Origin of the sequence: Microcoleus sp. A006_D1, from assembly GCF_036702805.1 — a bacterium.
In the GTDB taxonomy this organism is placed as follows: Bacteria; Cyanobacteriota; Cyanobacteriia; order Cyanobacteriales; family Microcoleaceae; genus Microcoleus.
In genome coordinates, this window is the sequence record NZ_JAUBVZ010000015.1 from 49,028 (window position 1) to 68,319 (window position 19,292).

Consider the following 19,292-nt stretch of genomic DNA (forward strand, 5'->3'; position numbering starts at 1 on the left):
TTTGATTCACTAATTGGTAGTACGTACAGCAGAAGGAAGAAGGAAGAAGGAAGAAGGAAGAACAAGAAGAAGAAGGAAGAACAAGAAGAAGAAGAAGAAGAAGAAGAAGAAGAAAGAAGAAAGAAGAAAGAAGAAGGAAGGAATGCTCGTTCCTAGGCTTTGCCTGGGAACGCATATATAGAGGCTCTGCCTCGACTGCGAACCAGGGAGGCAGAGCCTCCGTCTATTCATTCCTAGGCAGAGCCTAGGAACGATAAGATATGATTAAGTTCCAGAAGTCCAAGAGTTGGTGTACTCAATTTGATCGGCAGTCAAGGTATCAATGTGAATGCCCATTGCTTCCAATTTGAGACGCGCAATTTCCTTGTCAACATCAACAGGAATTGAATGAATTCCTGCTTCTAGCTTGCCTTTGTTTTTGACCAGATATTCGCAGGCCAAAGCTTGGTTGGCAAAGCTCATATCCATCACGGCGCTGGGGTGTCCTTCGGCTGCTGCCAAGTTGATCAAGCGGCCTTCGCCCAAGACAATAATCGACTTGCCATTATTGAGGTGGTATTCTTGGGTGAAAGAGCGGACTGTTTTCACGTCGGTGCTCTTGGCGCCGAGGGACTTGAGGTCGATTTCAATGTCGAAGTGACCGGAATTGCAAACAATTGCGCCGTCTTTCATGGTGTCGAAATGTTCGGCACGAATGACGTGTTTGTTGCCTGTAACGGTGATGAAGATATCGCCGACTTTGGCTGCTTCGTCCATCGGCATGACGCGGAAACCGTCCATCACTGCTTCGATCGCCCGAATCGGATCGATTTCGGTGACAATTACGTTAGCGCCCATACCGCGGGCGCGCTGTGCCGTGCCTTTGCCGCACCAACCGTAACCTGCAACCACAATATTTTTGCCGGCTAACAAAATATTGGTAGCGCGGAGAATGCCGTCTAGGGTAGATTGACCGGTGCCGTAGCGGTTGTCAAAGAAGTGCTTGGTGTCGGCATCGTTGACGTTCATGGCGGGGAAAGTCAGCACGCCGTCTTTCAACATTGCTCGCAGGCGCACGATGCCGGTGGTGGTTTCTTCGGTGGTGCCGATCAAGTCGGAAATTTGCTTAGGGCGGTGCTGGATCAGGGCCGCTACCACGTCGCTGCCATCGTCGATGATGATATTGGGACGGTGGTCTAGGGCTGTGTAGACGTGGCGTTCGTAGGTAGCTGCGTCTTCTCCTCGGAGGGCGAAGACGGAAATGCCGTAGTCTTCCACTAAGGAAGCCGCTACGTCATCTTGAGTGCTCAAGGGGTTGCTGGCGATCAGTACGGCGTCGCCACCGCCGAGTTTGATGGCGATCGCCAAATGAGCGGTTTCTGTGGTGACGTGGCAGCAAGCAGCCAAGCGAATACCAGCGAAAGGCTTTTCTTTAGCAAAGCGTTCTTGAATTTGGCGCAAAACGGGCATTTCCCGGCCGGCCCACTCGATGCGTTGCTTGCCCGACGGGGCGAGGGACAAGTCTTTGACTTCGTGTTGAATCTTGACGGATGTAGCTACCATGTATGTTATTTCTCAGAGATCATCAAACTTTGTTAGTTTTAGCAGATTTACCTATCTGCGGGCAAGTGCTAGTTTTTTATTCGATCGCGAAAAGGCGGTGCTAACCTTAAATTTTGATTGTGTGCGATCGGCGAGATCGGCACCGCGCAGTCACCCACACAGCCAGAGTCCGTCGATGTTAGGTGTCAGGCGGTGTCAATCTTTTTTGTTAAGTAAATCCACCTAACTAAACGTAAAATACAGATCGCGAAAAAAGTTGCTGTGTTTGTCTTCTTCCTTCTTCCTTCTTCCTTCTTCCTTCTTCCTTCTTCCTTCTTAAATCAAGCAAAAGGCGAGCCGATTTCCGATCGGCGCGCCTGCACATCATATTCTTTTTTGTCAAATGTAATTTAGTAGAGCATTCCGGTTTAAAAAAATTAGGAAGCCGTCTTGCTAGCGCGGCGGCGGCGTGCTGCAACCAAACCGCCGAAACCTAGAGCCAAACCAGTCATTGTAATCGGTTCGGGAACTGCTTCTGCCGTCACGGTGAAGTCTTGGAAGTCTGCGTCGTTACCGCCACCGCGATCGTCAAAGGAGATTGTTGTGCCTCCGTTAAACAGAGAACTTGCTCCGTCTGTGAAATTTCCCGCCGCTTGGAAGCTGTTGGTTGTTTCTTTGCCGAGTGCGCTCCACAGGGGCGCTCCGCCAAACACAGCTTGCTGACTGCCGGTAGAGGCGACGTTCAGGTTCAGCCCCGATGTCGAGTAGACCATGCCGGCGCCGGCGCTGGAGAGTCCCAAAGTGTAAACTTTATTGGCCAGGAATGTGAATGCTGCCGTGCCAGAACCCAAGACTGTATTGCCCAGAGTTCCTTTCCATTCGTTGGCGGAGCCGTTGTCTGAGGATTTAGTTTCCGAAAATAAGTCGGCAACTTTAGAGAGTGTAAAGCCGTTCACGTCGTAAATTCCCAAAGAGGATTGGTACATACCGTGAGATTCTTTGAAGTTAAAGTTGACACTTGTATCTTCTTTGAAGCTGATGCCGTTGGTACCAAAGGAGAAGGCATGAGCTGGATCTGCTGCGCCCAACATAGCTGTGGCGGCTGCGGTAGCTGTTAGCACTGATAAGAGTTTGGTATTCATAACTGCTGCCTGGTGTGCGAGGACGTTAATATGTTTATTATGCGATACTTTGTTGGTGTTTGTGGCTTTTTCGGCTATTTTGACAGACTCTTTATCAAGTCTTTACACATCCTTTACAAATGCTGTCCATTGCATCTGAACTGCGGGCGATCGCTCTTTAAAAACAAACAAAATAATTATCAGAATTGTGGACTGAAACCGGGCAGTCGGGGGGAGGGAGCGCGAATATCCCAACTGATTTTGGTCGGGTTTATCCTAATTTTTATTTGAATTGATCTGAGAGATTATCGATAGCAAACACTTACGTATAAACACTGTGGCACAAGCGTTAACTGACCCTTATACAAGTTTTATCTTAACCAGAAACTTGGATTATTTGTCTTTTTTGGACTTACGTAGGTCAGTTAAAGTAGTTTAGGGATCGGGTAAATTACGTACAAACTACGATCGCGATCGTTGACATTTGTTGGTGAAATTAGGGAGAGTCCGTGCCCCCGACAGATCCCAAAGATGCGATCGCCAGCCGGCGATGGGAGCAAATTGAAGCGATAGAACAGCGGATTTCTCCTCAACAAATAGCGTATATAGAAGCTCTCGTCAAGTCCCCGATCGCGATCGACAGCATCAAAACAGACCGCTGTAGCGTTCCTCAGCCCAGGGTTCGCCCCGGCGGTGGTAGCCGTTGCGTTCCCAAAAACCGAGTTGTTCGGTTTCTGTAAACTCCAGGCCGTTAATCCATTTAGCACTTTTCCAGGCGTACAGGTGCGGAACTACCAGCCGCATTGGGCCGCCGTGGTCTGGGGATAGGGGTTCGCCGAAGACGGTATGGGCGAAAAAGTTTTCTTCTCGCAGGAAGTCGTCGATCGCAATATTAGTAGTGTAGTCGCCGTAGCAGTGTTCGACGATGTGCCCGGCCGAGCGATCGACTTCTACATAGTTCATAAAATCTGTGACTTTGACTCCCGTCCACTGCACGTCTAGTTTTGACCAGCGGGTGACGCAGTGAAAATCCGCAGTAAAATTACTTTGGGGCATGGCCTGGAAGTCCGACCAAGTGAAGGTTTTTGGTTTTGCCAATCCCCAGACTTTCAATTCCCAACTCTCAATGCTGACGGATGGTGTATCGCCGTAAGTCAGCACGGGAAAGCCGTTGGCGAGGTATTGACCCGGGGGGACGCGATCGCTATTTTCTGATTCTGGCTTGCGAAAAAATTTGCCCTGCATTGATTCACGCTCTACATTCAGTTGACAGTTGACAGTTGACCGCTTGAGGGCGACCTCTACCTGGAAGTCCGAGGATTGGAGTAATGAATAGTCTGCTTTTAATTTCTCCCTACAAGGCTTGGGGCTTTCAACCAATTCTTTCTGGTAACTGACGGCAATCCTCAGTATAACTTCCAGACATGGGTGCATCGCAATTGATCTCAAGGTAGAAGGCTTTCATCACTTGTGCAGAATAAAAATCCGCTAATCCTACCTGATTCCGACCTAATTCTGCCTTTGGAGAGAGCAGGAGCTAACAATTACCAAAATATTGCTACACCATACAAATTACTTAACATTAAATCTTATCCCAATTAATTGTGCATTTCCGAATCTTTGATGTATCGTTACAATATGCTCATATGCCGTATGTAAAAAAAATTGATGGGGTAAAAACCATGATCGCGACTTGCTTGATTCCGTTGACCGTCTGCTTGATTGCTGGGTGGGTGACTGCTGGGACTGACGACAGAACGCTAGACGGGATTCCGGCTCCCATAGCTGCAATTATTGGGGTGTGTTCGTTAATTTGGTTTGTGGCGGTGTGTCCTTGGCCTGTTGAACTCGCTCTAGTCTTGGCGGTGCTGGTTTTGGGCAAAGCTTACCTGCAAGATATATTGAATGTAAACTAAATTTTCATGGCTAGCGCTCCTACAGTTGCCGGAGCGCGATCGGGTGCTGCTACTTGGTTGAAATTTTCGCTTTTGGCTATTGTTTCGGTTGTGTTGTCAGAGGAAGCCGCAACGGCCCAAGCAAGCCCTGTATTGGTGAAATTCAATTGAGATATTTCGGTTAAAAATTAGAACATAAAGCTGGTCGTTCGAGCGGACATAATATAAGGTGCGCAGTGCGCACCCTACATATCGAGCAAGTCAAATGGCGAGCTGTTAAATTGGCAAGCGATTGATATCTTTATTAGAACCAATTACTACCATCACCTCGCCGTTTTTCAAGCGTTCGTTTGGCTGGGGATTGATCTCGAACTTGTCGGCGCGGCCGACTGCTAGCAAGTTCAAACCGTACCGGCGCCGGAGATCCAAATCGGCAATGGTTTTGCCGTCAAATTTTTCAGGAACGAGCAACTCAACAATGCTGTGATTTGGGTCGAGGTCAAAGCGTTCTAGAATGCTGGGTTTTGTAAGAATCCGGGCCAAAGAGCAGCCCATTTCTCGTTCGGGAAAAACTACATGATCGGCCCCGACTTTTTTTAACAGTTTTAAGTGAGTTTCGGAAGAAGCTTTGGCGATTACGTGAGTTACCCCGCCTTCTTTCAGGTTTAGGGTGGTGGTAATGCTTTCTGCTAGGTAATTGCCGATCGCCACAATCACTGTTTCAAATTCAAATATACCCGCTTCCGCAAGAGCGCTAGGCTCAGTAGAATCTAACTGCAAAACGTGAGCCGAAATTTGATCGCTCAAAGCTTGAGTTACTTTTTTTTCGTCGGAGTCAACTCCCAGGACTTCGTAACCCAAGCCGTGCAGAGTCGAACACACAGCTTTGCCAAAGCGTCCCAAACCAATAACTGCAAACTGCTTGTTTTCCGCGCGCAAACTGCGAAAAAATTTTAAAGATGAAAGGTTCACGCTCATATCCAGCGCTGAAGGTCTTGCTTTTCAAATTGTAGCAGAGACAGCGCCGCCTCCTTTTGATTTTTGAGTAAATAGTAAAAGTGGATTTGGGTTGTCACCCATTGTTTAGATTATCAGCAACGAGGCAGGATTTTTCTATCCAACTAACAAACTTTCCTCAGCATACTTAAAAGGTCTGGGTTTGGGGTCGCCGAAAGCGGCGCTCATCAGTAGCAGCACGCCAACCCGACCTATGTACATTGTAGCAATCAAAATTAATTTGCCGATCGCTGAAATTTTGGCTGTAATCCCTGTAGAAAGGCCGACCGTGGCAAAAGCTGAAACTGCTTCAAATAGCACTTCGATAAATTTTAGTTCGGGATTGGTCACCTCAATTAAAATTGCAGATGCGAACGCGACCAACAGGGAACCGAAGACTACGCTAATGGTTTTCAGAATCATTGCTGGCGGGATTTGACGCTGATAGCACTCCACATCTTCCTGGCCTTCGATAACTGCTGTGGTACAGCAAAACAATATCCTAAAAGTTGTGGTTTTGATTCCGCCGCCGGTGCTGCCGGGACTGGCGCCGATAAACATCAGCGCGATCGTCAGAAATAGCCCGGCTTCGCTCATTTTGCCAATGTCAATTGTATTGAATCCCGCCGTGCGGGGAGTAACAGATTGAAACCAAGCTGCCATCACCTTTTGCGGAAAATTGAGAGGCCCGAAAGTTGCTGGGTTGTTGTATTCCAGCACCAAAAAGGCTAGGGTTCCTAAAATTAAAAGGACAGCAGTTGTACTGGTAACAACTTTAAAATTTAGGGAAAAAACTGTGCAGATCGGGCTTTTGTAGAAGCGAGCGCGCAGCCAGAGGTACATTTCCATAATTACTTGATAGCCGATTCCCCCAAATACGATCAAACCGCCGACTGTGAAGTTAATTACAGGCGAATTGACGTAGCGGGTAAAACTATCTGAATAGATGCTAAACCCGGCGTTGTTAAAGGAATTAACGCTGTGAAAGATGGCAGACCATAGACCGTCTTTAAATCCGTATTCGGGGACGAAAACCAACATCAGCAAAAAGACTCCAGTTAATTCAAACAAAATGGTTGTTGCTAGAATTGACTGCACGAGTTGCACTACGCCGGCTAGCCCAGATTTGTCAAGAGATTGTTGCAGGGCAACTTTGTCTTTCAAGCCAAAGCGGCGGCCCAATAGCAGCAGTAAGAAGGTTGTGGCTGTCATGTAGCCCAAGCCTCCTATTTGCACCAGTAAAAGTAGGCACAGTTGCCCCCAAAAAGAGTAATATTTTCCGATATCCACAACCGACAAGCCAGTGACGCAGACAGCGGAAGTAGAGGTAAAGAGTGCTGTTATTGGATCGCTCCAAGTTCCATCAATTGTGGAAAAGGGCATCATCAGTAATAGAGCACCTGCGAGGATGACAGCGAGAAAGCCCAAAGCAATGGTTCGCGAGACAGTCATTCGATTTTAGATTTTAGATTTTGGATTTTGGATTTTTTTGATTGGCGATTTGAGAGAGGATCTGCAAATCGATTTATCGATTTTTGATTGGCGATTTGAGAGGGTATCTGCAAATCGATCTCTGTTTGCGGTTTTGGGCGATCGCCCAAAACCGCAAACAGAGATGACAACATTGGGAAAATAACGGTAGAATTCCTTTAATAACTTGCGATCCGGCGATGACATCAACACTTTACCAGCAAATTCAGGAACTCTACGACGCTTCTAGCGGTTTGTGGGAGCAGGTGTGGGGCGAACATATGCACCACGGCTACTACGGCGCAGATGGCAATTTGAAAAAAGAGCGCCGACAGGCTCAGATAGATTTGATCGAAGAACTGCTGGGCTGGGCTGGAGTACCGACAGATCAGGCACTCTGTGAACCTTACCGCATTTTGGATGTCGGTTGCGGGATTGGCGGCAGCACGCTGTATTTGACCGAAAAGTTTGGTTCGATCGCGCAAAATAATTTAAAGTCGGATGGTGGGGTCGATCGAGATTTTAGCCGATCGACCGAACAAAACAAAACGGGCGCTAGCGTCATGGCCACCGGCATTACGCTGAGTCCGGTACAGGCCAATAGAGCGATCGAACGTGCTAAAATTGCTGGACTGGAAAGCAATGTTAATTTTTTGGTAGCAGATGCTTTAAATATGCCTTTTCCTGATGAGTCCTTCGACTTGGTTTGGTCACTCGAAAGTGGGGAACATATGCCAGACAAAATTAAGTTTTTGCAAGAATGTTGCCGCGTGCTCAAGCCGGGAGGAACTTTGATTTTGGCAACTTGGTGCCACCGCCCGCTGGGAGAAATGGTGGGAGAATTGACTGATGCAGAGAGAAAGGAATTGGCAGAAATTTACCGGGTTTATGCTTTGCCTTACGTGATTTCTTTGCCGGAATATGAGGAAATTGTTCGCAGTTTGCCTTTCACAAGTATTCGCAGCGCTGATTGGTCAAAAGCTGTGGCTCCGTTTTGGGATGTGGTGATCGATTCTGCTTTGACTCCGAGCGCGATTTGGGGTTTGCTGACGAGCGGTTGGACTACTATTCAAGCTGCTCTTGCTCTGTCGTTGATGAGCCGGGGATATCAAAGCGGATTGATTCGTTTCGGGCTGATTTGTGCTGTAAAATAACAGGAATAGAGCCGAGATTTTTTGAGTTTTGAGTTGATGCGTAAGGTGCGCATTGCGCACCCTACAGAATAGTTTTTTTGGTGCGTTTGTAGGATTTATGGGAAACGATTCGATTGGCAAGTCTTGGATTGATAAAGATGGCCCGGCTCCGCAAAGCTGGGTAAGTGCATTTTGGGAGTTTTCTCGGCCGCACACGATTATCGGGACTACGTTGAGTGTAATGGCTTTGTATGCGATCGCCCAAAGCACCCGATTGTTCGCGAATCCGATATTTCTGCCGCTAGCTTTTGCTTGGTTGGCTTGCATTTGCGGCAATATTTATATTGTGGGATTGAACCAGTTAGAAGATGTGGAAATTGATAAGATTAATAAGCCGTATTTGCCGATCGCCTCGGGAGCGTTTTCTCGCAAAACTGGGGAGTTGATTGTAATTGCTACGGGAATTATAGCAGTTTTGACTGCTGTTTTGCAAGGCCCGTTTTTGCTGGCTACAGTTGGCGTTAGTTTGGTGATTGGGACTGCTTATTCTCTGCCGCCAATTCGGCTGAAACGGTTTCCTTTTTGGGCGGCACTGTGCATTTTTACGGTGCGTGGTGCGATCGTCAATTTAGGGCTGTTTCTGCATTTTAATTGGGTGTTGAGCTTGGGAAGGGCGAAAAGCGCTTTCTCTGGCTGGAGTTGGGAGAGTCTGTCTTTGGCGATTCCTGCGGAAGTTTGGGTGTTGACGGCTTTTGTTGTGGTGTTTACTTTTGCGATCGCCATTTTCAAAGATATCCCTGACATGGAAGGCGACAAGCAATATAATATTACTACGTTTACGCTAAAAATGGGTAAGCCTGCCGTCTTTAATTTATCTCGCTGGGTATTGACGGTTTGCTATTTGGCGGCGACTTTAGCGGGAGTGTTAATTTTGCCAAATGTTAATTTAGTATTTCTGACGGTTACTCATTTGGTAGCTTTGGGTTTGATGTGGTTTTGGAGTACGAAGGTTGATTTGGAAGATAAAATAGAGATAGCTCAGTTTTATCAGTTTATCTGGAAGTTGTTTTTCTTAGAATATCTAATTTTTCCAGCAGCTTGTTTGTTGGGGTAAAAGTCATTAGTCATTGTTCATTAGTAGGGGCGGGTTTAGCTAAAGATATATGATACTTATGACTAAAAAAAGGCAAAACCCGCCCTCTAGTCATTAGTCATTGGTAGGGGCGGGTTTAGCTAAAGATATATGATACAAATGACTAAAAAAAAGGCAAAACCCGCCCTAGTCATTGGTAGGGGCGGGTTTAGCTAAAGATATATGATACAAATGACTAAAAAAAAGGCAAAACCCGCCCTCTCCCAAATAACAAAGACAACTATGGCTTCTAAGAAAAAATCGCAAAAATCTGCCGTCAAAATGAGTCCAGAAGACTCTTTGAAAATAGCTTGGGAATATCACCAAGCGGGGCGTTTGTTAGAAGCTGAGAATTTGTACCGGCAAATCGTAGAAGTGCAGCCGGAATTAGCAAATGTGCTGTGTTTGTTGGGAATAGCGCTGAGACAGCAGGGAAAAGTTGAAAGTGCGATCGACTTTTACGATCGCGCGATCGCCCAAAACCCGGATTTTGTAGAAGCACATTTAAACAAAGCCCATGTTTTGATGGATGTCGGCGAAAGTCAAAGGGCGATCGCCAGTTACGAACAAGTTATCACAATCCAGCCAAATTCCGTACTAGCATACAATAACTTGGGCTGGCTCAAACAGCAAGTCGGCGACATAGACTCGGCAATTTTATATTATCAAACCGCGCTCAGGCTCGACCCCAACCTGCTCGAAACAGCGCACAATTTAGCAAAACTATTTACCGAAAAAAATCAATTAAACGATGCAGTCGCTTGTTACAGGCACGCTTTACAAATTAATCCCAACTTGATATATTCTCTGATTGGTTTGGGAAGAGTTTTGCAGCAGCAAGGTAAATTAACTGAAGCTTTTAACTGCTACCAGCAAGCTCTAGAAATAGAACCAAACAATCCCGACGCTCAGAACAATGTGGGAGCATTTTACCACGAACAAGGTAATACAAAAGCAGCAATCTCGCATTACCGACAAGCATTAAGCTTAAAACCGGACTTAGTGGATGCTATTAACAACCTCGGACACGCTTTGGTAGATGTAGGAGAATTTCAAGAGGCTTTTTGGTGTCACTGTCGAGCCTTGGAATTGCAGCCCGACAACGCCATCGCCCACCTGGAATTAGCTTTAACTTTGCTGTTGTTTGGAGATTACCAGCGCGGTTTTGCTGAGTACGAGTGGCGGTGGCGCACTCCACAACTACAACCGAGACATTTTCAACAGCCGCTTTGGGATGGTGCAGATTTGCGGGGAAAAACTATTTTACTGCACGTCGAGCAAGGCTTCGGCGATTCGATTCAGTTTATTCGCTACGCGCCGATACTGCACAGCCGAGGTGCTAAAGTTATGGTGGCTTGCTATCCAGAATTGATGCGGTTGTTTGCGACAGTTACGGGCATTGAATATTTATCAGTTTGTTTTGAGGGTTTGCCAGCATTTGATGTTCACACGCCGCTGATGAGTTTACCCGGAATTGTCGCAACAACTCTGGAAACAATTCCGGCAAATGTTCCTTATTTGAGTCCGCCTGCTGAGTGCAAGTTTGCGCTTTCTTCTGATGCAAATCTGAAGGTGGGGATTGTTTGGGCGGGGAGTCCAAAACGGCGGAAAGACAATCAACGCTCTTGCAGTTTAAGCGATTTTATTCAATTCTTGGATGTGCCGGGAATTGCTTTTTATAGTTTACAAAAAGATTTGTCCGAGGCCGATCGCACTTTGCTCAATCATCACCTAGTACCGGATTTAAGCCCGCACCTGGACGACTTTGCTGATACGGCTTCGGCGATATCTCAACTGGATTTAGTGATTACGGTTGATACCTCCGCGGCGCACTTAGCCGGTGCTTTGGGAAAACCCGTTTGGGTGCTGCTTTCTTTTGCTCCTGACTGGCGCTGGTTGCTGGAGCGCGAAGACAATCCTTGGTATCCAACTGCAAGGCTTTTTCGCCAAAGTCAGCCGGAAAGTTGGCAAGAATTGTTTGATGAAGTGCACGCGGCTTTGAGTTTATTTGCGATCGCCAATACGGCTACTGATAGTGAGGATTTGGCGCAAAATCTGCCGCTGACAATGACTGTGAATCATACGGCTTCCCTCGATGTGGCGGGGCTGGAAATGACAGGCGCCAGTGAGAGCAAACAAATATTTTTGACTGCGGGCGAAGCGCTAGCTAATCGCTCCGCAGTCAAGGAATTGCAGGGAATTGAGGCATCTGCGGCGATCGCAAATTCCGTCGTGTTAGAGAATTTATTGCGGCAAGCCGAACATTTAATGGAAACAGGCGATAAGCAAGAGGCGATCGCCCTTTACGCACAAATCATCTCTGTGGAACCAAATTGCGTACAAGCGCGGATTAATTTTGGTTTTCTCAAACAAGAAAACGGCGAGTTAGATGCAGCTATTCCGCATTACCGAGAAGCTTTAGCGCTCGATCCAAATATTCCTCAAACAGCTTACAACTTGGCAAAGATTTTTGAGGAAAAAGGTCAAGTCGAAGAGGCGATCGCACATTACGAACAAGCTCTTGTTGCTGAACCGGATTTCGTGCCCGCGCTGATTAATTTAGCGGTGGCGCTGCAAGAAAAAGGCGAGCTGTTAGAGGCGGTTAACCTCTATCGGCGGGCGCTAGAAATTCAGCCGCATAGCTGGGAAGCTTACAACAATCTGGCCACAGTGTTGCAAGAACAGGGGAATTTAGAAGAGGCGCTGGAATATTACCACAAAGCTCTGGAATTGCTGCCGGATTTTGTGGAAGCAATCAACAATTTAGGCAGGACTTTTCTAGAAAAAGGCGCGGTGCAAGATGCGATCGCCTGTTACAAACGAGCGATTTATTTGAATCCAGATCATGCGAGCGCTCACCTGAATTTGTCCTTGGCTTTGCTGTTGGTGGGAGATTTGAAAAATGGTCTCGCCGAATACGAGTGGCGCTGGCAAATTAAAGAATTTCAAATCGGTCATTCATGTTTTTTGATGTGGGGAGGAAATAGAATTTCGGCAAGAGAATACCGACCGCTGTGGGACGGTTCCGATTTGCAGGGAAAGACTATTTTGCTGCACGCTGAACAAGGTTTGGGCGATTCGCTTCAGTTTATCCGTTACGCTGCGATCGTCAAAAATAAAGGCGGTAGGGTAGTTGTTGTCTGTTACCCGCAAGTGCAGCGTTTGTTTGCAATGGTTGACGGGATTGATTTGCTCGTAGTTAGAGGCGAGGATCTACCGGAATTTGACGTGCAAGTGCCGATGTTGAGTTTGCCCTATGTTCTCGGTACAATGCTGGAAACAATCCCGGCAAATACTGCTTATTTATCTCCGCCTGCGGGTGCTGAATTTGCGCTTTTGCCCGATCGCAATTTGAAAGTTGGGATTGTCTGGGCGGGGAATCCCAAACACCGCAAAAATACCCAGCGTTCTTGCAGTTTGAGTCAGTTTATACCGCTTTTGGACGTTTCGGGGGTAACTTTTTACAGCTTGCAGAAAGAGCTGTCCGAGACCGATCGCGCGCTGTTGAATCAAACGCCGATCGTCGATTTGAGCCCGCATTTTGGCGATTTGGCAGATACTGCTGCTGCGATCGCCAAACTGGATTTAGTGATTACCGTCGATACCGCTGTCGCCCATTTGGCGGGGGCTTTGGGCAAACAGGTGTGGATTTTGCTGGCGTTTTCCCCCGATTGGCGCTGGTTGTTGGAGCGCGAAGACAGTCCCTGGTATCCGACGGCGCGACTGTTCCGCCAGCAGCAGCGGGGCGACTGGGAACCTGTTTTCGCTCGGGTGGCGCAAGCTCTGAGCAGCCTGGTTTCCGCAGCACCTGCGCCGTCTGAGGCGGCGGATGCAGAGTTTCGAGCGGGCAGAGATTTGCAGCAGCAGGGCAATTTTGGCGGTGCGATCGAATGTTACGAGCGGGCGATCGCGATCGCTCCCAGTTACGCCCCCGCCCACAGCAATTTAGGAGTTGTCAAACAGCAAAGCGGGCGCTTAACAGAGGCGATCGCGCACTACAGGGAAGCCCTAGCAATCGATCGCAATTTGGCGGAAACTGCGAGCAATTTGGGCAGCGCGCTGGCGGAAGCAGGGGAGACAGCAGGGGCGATCGCAGAATATGAGCGGGCGCTGTCTTTGAACCCAAATTGCGCCGAAGCGCTGGTTAATTTGGGCGTTCTGCGGGAAGAGCAAGGGGAGGTGGAGGTGGCTATCTGGTGCTACCAGCAAGCGGTTCAAGTTAATCCAAATTGCGCTGCGGCTTATTTTAATTTGGCAATCGTGCAGGAGGAACAAGGGGAGGAGGTGGCAGCGATCGCGAATTACGAACGGGCGATCGCGAATTACGAACGGGCGATCGCGATCGATCCAAATTATTTCCACGCCTTGCACAACTTAGCCTACGCCTCGATCCGCCAGGGCAAAATTGCTCGCGCGATCGAAGTTTACGATCGCGCTCTGGCGTTGCAACCGAATTTAGCAGCATCTGCGATCGCTTTGGCGAATTCGCTGCAACAGCAGGATAAGTTAGATGAGGCTCTAGCCGTTTGTCAGTTGGCGATTCGGCATTCGCCCGAAAACTCTGAGGCTCGGTGTATTTTGGGCATTGTGCTGTACAAACAAGGCAAAATTCAAGATGCGATCGCCTGCTACCAACAAGCTTTGAGCCTGAAACCCTACTTTCCAGAGGCTTTGAACAATCTGGGTAAAGCTTTTGAGGAAGCGGGAAAAATGCCAGAGGCGATGGAATGTTACCGTCGCGCGATCGAACTCAAACCCGATTATATCAATCCCCTCAACAATTTGGGAAGTGCTTTGCGCGATCGCGGCGAGTTTGACGCTGCTGTCACCTGCTACAGCCAAGCAGTTGAATTTAATCTCGCCACCCCCGAAGCTCATCTAAATTTAGGTTTAGCATTGCTGCTGGCGGGAGATTTGCAGCGCGGTTTTTCCGAGTACGAATGGCGGCTGCTGGTGGAACAAAAACAGTTTCCCCAACACAACTTTCACCAGCCACTTTGGGACGGCAAAGATTTGGCAGGAAAAACAATTTTGCTTTGCCCGGAACAGGGTTTAGGCGATGCAATTCAGTTTGTCCGCTACGTAGAGTTAGTCAAGCAAAAAGGCGGCAGGGTAATTTTTTGGTGTTTGCCGCACTTGGAGCGGTTGTTTGCCCAAGTTTCAGGAATTGATCAGTTAATCGTCAGCCCAAAAGCTGCACCGGATTTTCAAGTGTGCGCGCAGCTATTGAGTTTGCCGTATCTGCTGGAAACAACTTTAGAAACAATCCCGGCAAAAGTTCCTTATTTAGCTCCGCCGCCGGATTTAAAATGTTATTTGCCTAAAAATTCTCAATTTAAAGTGGGAATTGTTTGGTCGGGAAATCCCAAACATTCACAAAATAAAGTGCGCTCGTTACCGCTAAAGTTGTTGTCAAAACTGTTAGATATTCCCGGAGCAGAATTTTACAGTTTGCAAAAGGAACTTACCGCAGACGATCGCGCTTTGTTAGAGCAACTGCCGATCGCAGATTTAAGCTCTCATTTGCACGACATGGCCGATACTGCGGCGGCAATTTTGGCTCTGGATTTAGTGATTTCTGTAGATACTTCTGTGGCGCACTTGGCCGGTGGTTTGGGTAAACCTGTGTGGGTGTTGTTGTGTTTTGTGCCGGATTGGCGGTGGATGTTGGAGGGCGAAGATAGTCCTTGGTATCCGACGGCGCGCTTGTTTCGCCAGCAAAAGGCGGGGGATTGGGAAGCCGTTTTAGCACAAGCTGATTTGGCGCTGAGAGCAATAATTTGCCAGCATCAAGAAGCTCTACCGCCAATAGCAACTCAGCCAAATATTGAGTTGGCTAAGAAACAGTTCGATCGCGGAAATCTGCTGAAATCGCAAGGAAAATTTATCGAGGCGATCGCGTATTTTAAGAATGCTTTGGTTTTGCAGCCAGATTCGATCGAGTCCGCTACTAATTTAGCGGTGACGCTGCACCAAACAGGCGATTTAGCCGAAGCTGCTGTCTATTATCAGCGCGCGATCGAAATCGACCCGAACTGCCCTCAAGCGCAAAATAACCTGGGAATTTTGCTGCAAGATAGCGGCCGTATCGCCGAGGCTGCCTTTTGTTTTCAAAGGGCGATCGCCCTAAATCCGATTTACGTCAAAGCTCTCAACAACCTCGGCGCCACGCTCCAGCAGCAGGGCGAGTTGCCAAGTGCGATCGGCTATTTTCAGCAAGCACTTTCCATCAATGCCAATTACGTGCCAGCCCTAGTAAATTTGGGCGTGGCGATGCAAGCAAAATCTCAGCCAGCAGACGCAGAAAGGCTTTACCAGCGAGCGATTGCAGCAGAACCAAATAATCCTAAAGCACACTATCACCTGGGAACTTTATGCTTGGCTGCGGGCAAAATAGAACAGGCAATTTCTAGCTTGGAACGAGCCATATTATTGCAGCCAAATTATGTAGAAGCAGTGAATAATTTAGGCAGTGCTGTCGAACAAATAGGAGACGTGAATCGGGCGATTTCGTGTTACAATAGAGTCCTGGAAATTGATGCAAATTGTGTTAAAGCTCACTTCAATTTAAGCTTAATTTTGCTGTTAACTGGGGACTTGGCGCGCGGTTTAGCAGAATACGAGCGGCGCTGGCAAACTGAACAGGCGAAAAACTTGCCGCGGTTGAATTTCGAGCGACCGATTTGGGACGGTTCAGATTTGAACGGACAAACTATTTTGCTGCGCTGCGAACAAGGTTTGGGCGATGCCATTCAATTTGTGCGCTACGCAGCAATTGTGCAGCAAAAAGGCGGCAAAGTCATCATTTCTTGCTATCAAGAACTGAAGCGTTTATTTAAGCAGATTCCTGGCATCGAACAAGTGGCGGTGCGGATGGACGAATTGCCTGATTTCCAATTGCAAGCACCGCTGATGAGTTTGCCGCATATTCTGGGAACAAATTTAGAAAATCTACCCGCAAATGTTCCTTATTTAGCTGCGCCGCCGAATTGGCAATTTTCGCTAAATTCCGATGGCAATTTCAAAGTTGGGATTGTGTGGGCGGGAAGTTCGGAACATTTGAAGGATTTTCAGCGATCGCTCGATTTAAGCTATTTCCTGAAATTGTTAGATATTCCCGGCGTAAGTTTTTACAGTCTTCAGAAACAAGTTTCGGCGCTAGATCTTACTTTGTTAACTCAAATTTCCGTAAGAGATTTGAGCGACAATTTGAACGATTTTGCCGATACTGCGGCGGTGATCTCGCAACTAGATTTAGTCATTTGCGCGGATACTGCTGTCGCCCATTTGGCGGGTGCTTTGGGTAAACCGGTATGGATTTTGCTGTGTTTTATGCCGGATTGGCGGTGGATGTTGCACCGCGAAGACAGCCCCTGGTATCCCACGGCGCGACTGTTTCGCCAGCAAACACCGGGTGATTGGGATGGAGTGTGCGATCGCCTAAAAACTGCCTTACAAGAATTAACAACCTCATTTTTTACCAGTCAAGGGCTACAACCCCCAAGCGCGATCGCTCCCAACGCCATCACAGAAATTGACATACAGTTTCACATAGCAAATGCCTTGCGAAAACAAGGTAAAAAAGCAGACGCCGCCGCGCGCTACCAACAAGTAATCGCCGCCTCGCCCAGCCACGCCGAAGCCCACAGTTATTTAGGTTATTTCAAACAGGAAAACGGGCAAACAGCCGAGGCAATTTGGCACTACAAACAAGCGCTAGAAACAAATCCCCATCTCGGCGAAACAAATTTATATTTAGGTTGCGCCCTCGAAGAACAAGGAAAATTTGTCGAGGCGATCGACTGCTACACTAAAGCAATTAAACTATGCCCAGAATCACCGGAATCGCACCTGAGATTAGCCTTAGCTTTGCTGTTAACTGGCAATTTTCAACAGGGTTTTCTGGAGTACGAATCGCGCTGGCAAACTCAAGAATTGGAGCCGAGATATTTCGCGCAACCGCTTTGGGAAGGTTCAGATTTGCACGGAAAAACAATTTTGCTGCACCCAGAACAAGGTTTGGGCGATACAATACAGTTTGTCCGCTACGCATCTTTAGTCAAGCAAAAAGGCGGCACAGTTGTTGTGGCTTGTCATGTCTTGCTGAAGCGTTTATTTGAAGGAATAGCCGGAGTCGATCGCGTAGTAGTGCGCCCCAGCGAGTGTGTGGATTTTGAGGTGCAAGCACCGCTGCTAAGTTTGCCGCGAATTTTGGGAACAACTTTAGAAAATATACCCGCGAATATTCCTTATTTAGCTGCGCCGCCGGATGCGAAATTTTCCGTAGAAGCGCACAATCAATTAAAAGTCGGCATTGTCTGGGCGGGCGGCCCGCTGCACCGCAAGGATCGCGATCGATCGTGCAAATTCAGCGATTTTGTGAATTTTTTAGATGTTCCGGGAGCGAGTTTTTACAGCCTTCAGAAAGATTTGTCGGCGGGCGATTCCAGTTTATTAAATCAACAGCAAATTCAAGATGTAAGCGAACATTGCATCGATTTTGCCGACACCGCAGCGATTGTTTCGCAACTCGATTTAGTAATTTGCGTAGATACTTCTATTGCTCATTTGGCTGGTGCTTTGGGCAAACCGGTGTGGATTTTACTGTCTTTCGTCCCCGATTGGCGCTGGATGCTCGATCGCGAAGACAGCCCTTGGTATCCCACTGCGCGCCTGTTTAGGCAGTCAAAACCCGGTGATTGGGATGGCGTGGGCGATCGCATCAAAGCAGCCCTAGAACAGCTAATTACCCGTTCCCAGGCTCGTTCCCAGGCTCTGCCTGGTAACGCATATCCAGAGGCTCCGCCTCAAAATCCACCCTCACAAACCCCGCCACAAATAACCGGAATCGGAATTAGTTGGCCAATCAGCATCACCAGCGGTTGGGGAATTTACGGCATGAATTTAACACTGCAACTGCTGCGAAATCCCGCCTGGGAAGTTGCACTATTAGCAGCGCCATCCATCACCTCAGAATCCATCAACCCGCTGCACAAATCCCTGTTATTACCTGCAATAGAAAAACAGAAAACTTTTCAGGAATTAGTAACCGCGAACTCCGACAAACAGATTACCTGCAACTTTCCCGTACTTTACGCTTTGGGGAATAATTTAGCATCCTCGGGAGTGGAGAATCAAATTACCAGCGCTTGTCAAGTCGGAGTCATCTTTTTTGAAGACACGCGAATCACCGCCGCCGCCCTAGAAACAGCCAAAAAATACAGCGCCATTGTCGCCGGTTCCAACTGGAATGCGGATGTTTTGAGAAGCTGCGGCTTGACTAATGTGGCGATGGTAAACCAAGGAATTGACCCGGCAATTTTCCATCCTGCACCTAAATCTAATCTATTTGGCGATCGCTTCGTCATCTTCTCCGGTGGTAAACTCGAATATCGCAAAGGACAAGACATTGTAATTGCCGCTTTCAAACAATTTCGCGCCAAACATCCCGAAGCTTTATTGTTAACAACCTGGCACAACTTCTGGCCTCAATATATGCTGGGAATCGAACAAACCGGAAACGTTGCGGGACTTCCCAATATCAACCGCGACGGAAGTTTAGGAATTTCGCAATGGTTGGCGGCTAACGGTTTACCAGTTGACTCTTTTATCGACATCGGCTTAATTCCCAATCACCTCGCCGGACAAATTTTGCGAGAAGCCGACTGCGCTGTTTTCACCAACCGCTGCGAAGGCGGCACTAATTTAGTCGCAATGGAAAGTATGGCCTGCGGAATTCCGACTATTTTATCAGCAAATACCGGGCATTTAGACTTGATTTACAGCAACATTTGCTATCCTTTATCGCATCAGGGACGGGTTAAACCCACTGCTCATTTTCCCGGTGTTGAAGGTTGGGGAGAGTCTGACGTTGCAGAAGTTGTTGAGGCTTTGGAGCAAGTTTATAATAATCGCGAAGCAGCAAAAAATCGCGGTTTAGCTGCGGCTAATTTTATGCTCGATTGGACTTGGAAAAAACAAGTTAAACGCTTTCTTGATGTTATTAACGAGCTTTAGATAAGCT

At 47.7% G+C, this 19,292-nt stretch carries 11 protein-coding genes; 6 read left to right on the forward strand and 5 right to left on the reverse strand.

Annotation, left to right across the window (positions count from 1 at the left end):
- The first annotated feature begins 13 nt into the window (after nucleotides 1-13).
- Entirely contained in the window at nucleotides 14-181 is a 168-nt protein-coding gene (locus QUB68_RS22930) for a hypothetical protein (protein WP_332996757.1), read from the forward strand.
- A gap of 83 nt (nucleotides 182-264) precedes the next feature.
- Here QUB68_RS22930 and ahcY read toward each other — a convergent pair whose 3' ends face one another.
- The 3 genes from ahcY to QUB68_RS22945 all read right to left on the reverse strand — a co-directional run bounded on the left by ahcY (nucleotide 265) and on the right by QUB68_RS22945 (nucleotide 3,887).
- Complete coding sequence (ahcY, locus tag QUB68_RS22935) at nucleotides 265-1,542, reverse strand: adenosylhomocysteinase (protein WP_332996759.1); 1,278 nt, start codon at nucleotides 1,540-1,542, stop codon at nucleotides 265-267.
- 416 nt (nucleotides 1,543-1,958) lie between these two features.
- Nucleotides 1,959-2,663 carry a PEP-CTERM sorting domain-containing protein gene (locus QUB68_RS22940; RefSeq protein ID WP_332996760.1) on the reverse strand — a complete coding sequence of 235 codons (705 nt, stop codon included), beginning with the start codon at nucleotides 2,661-2,663 and terminating at the stop codon, nucleotides 1,959-1,961.
- A gap of 624 nt (nucleotides 2,664-3,287) precedes the next feature.
- Nucleotides 3,288-3,887, reverse strand: coding sequence for a sulfite oxidase-like oxidoreductase (locus tag QUB68_RS22945; protein WP_332996762.1), 600 nt, complete (start codon nucleotides 3,885-3,887; stop codon nucleotides 3,288-3,290).
- Nucleotides 3,888-4,288: 401 nt separating this feature from the next.
- Here QUB68_RS22945 and QUB68_RS22950 point away from each other — a divergent pair, with 401 nt between their 5' ends.
- Nucleotides 4,289-4,558, forward strand: a complete 270-nt coding sequence (locus QUB68_RS22950) for a hypothetical protein (RefSeq protein ID WP_332996764.1) — start codon at nucleotides 4,289-4,291, stop codon at nucleotides 4,556-4,558.
- A gap of 6 nt (nucleotides 4,559-4,564) precedes the next feature.
- Complete coding sequence (locus tag QUB68_RS22955; protein WP_332996766.1) at nucleotides 4,565-4,708, forward strand: hypothetical protein; 144 nt, start codon at nucleotides 4,565-4,567, stop codon at nucleotides 4,706-4,708.
- Between the two features lie 105 nt (nucleotides 4,709-4,813).
- Here the strand turns inward: QUB68_RS22955 and QUB68_RS22960 are convergent, their stop codons facing one another.
- The gene (locus QUB68_RS22960; protein WP_332996881.1) at nucleotides 4,814-5,509 is read right to left on the reverse strand and encodes a potassium channel family protein; all 696 of its coding nucleotides are present in this window, start codon (nucleotides 5,507-5,509) and stop codon (nucleotides 4,814-4,816) included.
- 141 nt (nucleotides 5,510-5,650) lie between these two features.
- Nucleotides 5,651-6,985: a TrkH family potassium uptake protein gene (locus tag QUB68_RS22965; RefSeq protein WP_332996768.1), complete on the reverse strand. Its 1,335-nt coding sequence runs from the start codon at nucleotides 6,983-6,985 to the stop codon at nucleotides 5,651-5,653.
- 218 nt (nucleotides 6,986-7,203) lie between these two features.
- Here QUB68_RS22965 and QUB68_RS22970 point away from each other — a divergent pair, with 218 nt between their 5' ends.
- From QUB68_RS22970 to QUB68_RS22980, 3 genes are all read left to right on the forward strand, one after another.
- Complete coding sequence (locus QUB68_RS22970) at nucleotides 7,204-8,157, forward strand: methyltransferase domain-containing protein (RefSeq protein WP_332996770.1); 954 nt, start codon at nucleotides 7,204-7,206, stop codon at nucleotides 8,155-8,157.
- Between the two features lie 97 nt (nucleotides 8,158-8,254).
- Nucleotides 8,255-9,250, forward strand: a complete 996-nt coding sequence (locus QUB68_RS22975) for a homogentisate phytyltransferase (RefSeq protein ID WP_332996772.1) — start codon at nucleotides 8,255-8,257, stop codon at nucleotides 9,248-9,250.
- 261 nt (nucleotides 9,251-9,511) lie between these two features.
- Nucleotides 9,512-19,285, forward strand: a complete 9,774-nt coding sequence (locus QUB68_RS22980) for a tetratricopeptide repeat protein (protein ID WP_332996775.1) — start codon at nucleotides 9,512-9,514, stop codon at nucleotides 19,283-19,285.
- Nucleotides 19,286-19,292: the final 7 nt, after the last annotated feature.

What these genes read in the sequence shown, in the direction of transcription:
- QUB68_RS22975 (WP_332996772.1), top strand. Translation starts at nt 8,255, where the DNA reads ATGGGAAACGATTCGATTGGCAAGTCTTGGATTGATAAAGATGGCCCG.
- QUB68_RS22950 (WP_332996764.1), top strand. Translation starts at nt 4,289, where the DNA reads ATGCCGTATGTAAAAAAAATTGATGGGGTAAAAACCATGATCGCGACT.
- QUB68_RS22955 (WP_332996766.1), top strand. Translation starts at nt 4,565, where the DNA reads ATGGCTAGCGCTCCTACAGTTGCCGGAGCGCGATCGGGTGCTGCTACT.
- QUB68_RS22980 (WP_332996775.1), top strand. Translation starts at nt 9,512, where the DNA reads ATGGCTTCTAAGAAAAAATCGCAAAAATCTGCCGTCAAAATGAGTCCA.
- QUB68_RS22945 (WP_332996762.1), bottom strand. Translation starts at nt 3,887, where the DNA reads ATGCAGGGCAAATTTTTTCGCAAGCCAGAATCAGAAAATAGCGATCGC.
- ahcY (WP_332996759.1), bottom strand. Translation starts at nt 1,542, where the DNA reads ATGGTAGCTACATCCGTCAAGATTCAACACGAAGTCAAAGACTTGTCC.
- QUB68_RS22970 (WP_332996770.1), top strand. Translation starts at nt 7,204, where the DNA reads ATGACATCAACACTTTACCAGCAAATTCAGGAACTCTACGACGCTTCT.
- QUB68_RS22965 (WP_332996768.1), bottom strand. Translation starts at nt 6,985, where the DNA reads ATGACTGTCTCGCGAACCATTGCTTTGGGCTTTCTCGCTGTCATCCTC.
- QUB68_RS22940 (WP_332996760.1), bottom strand. Translation starts at nt 2,663, where the DNA reads ATGAATACCAAACTCTTATCAGTGCTAACAGCTACCGCAGCCGCCACA.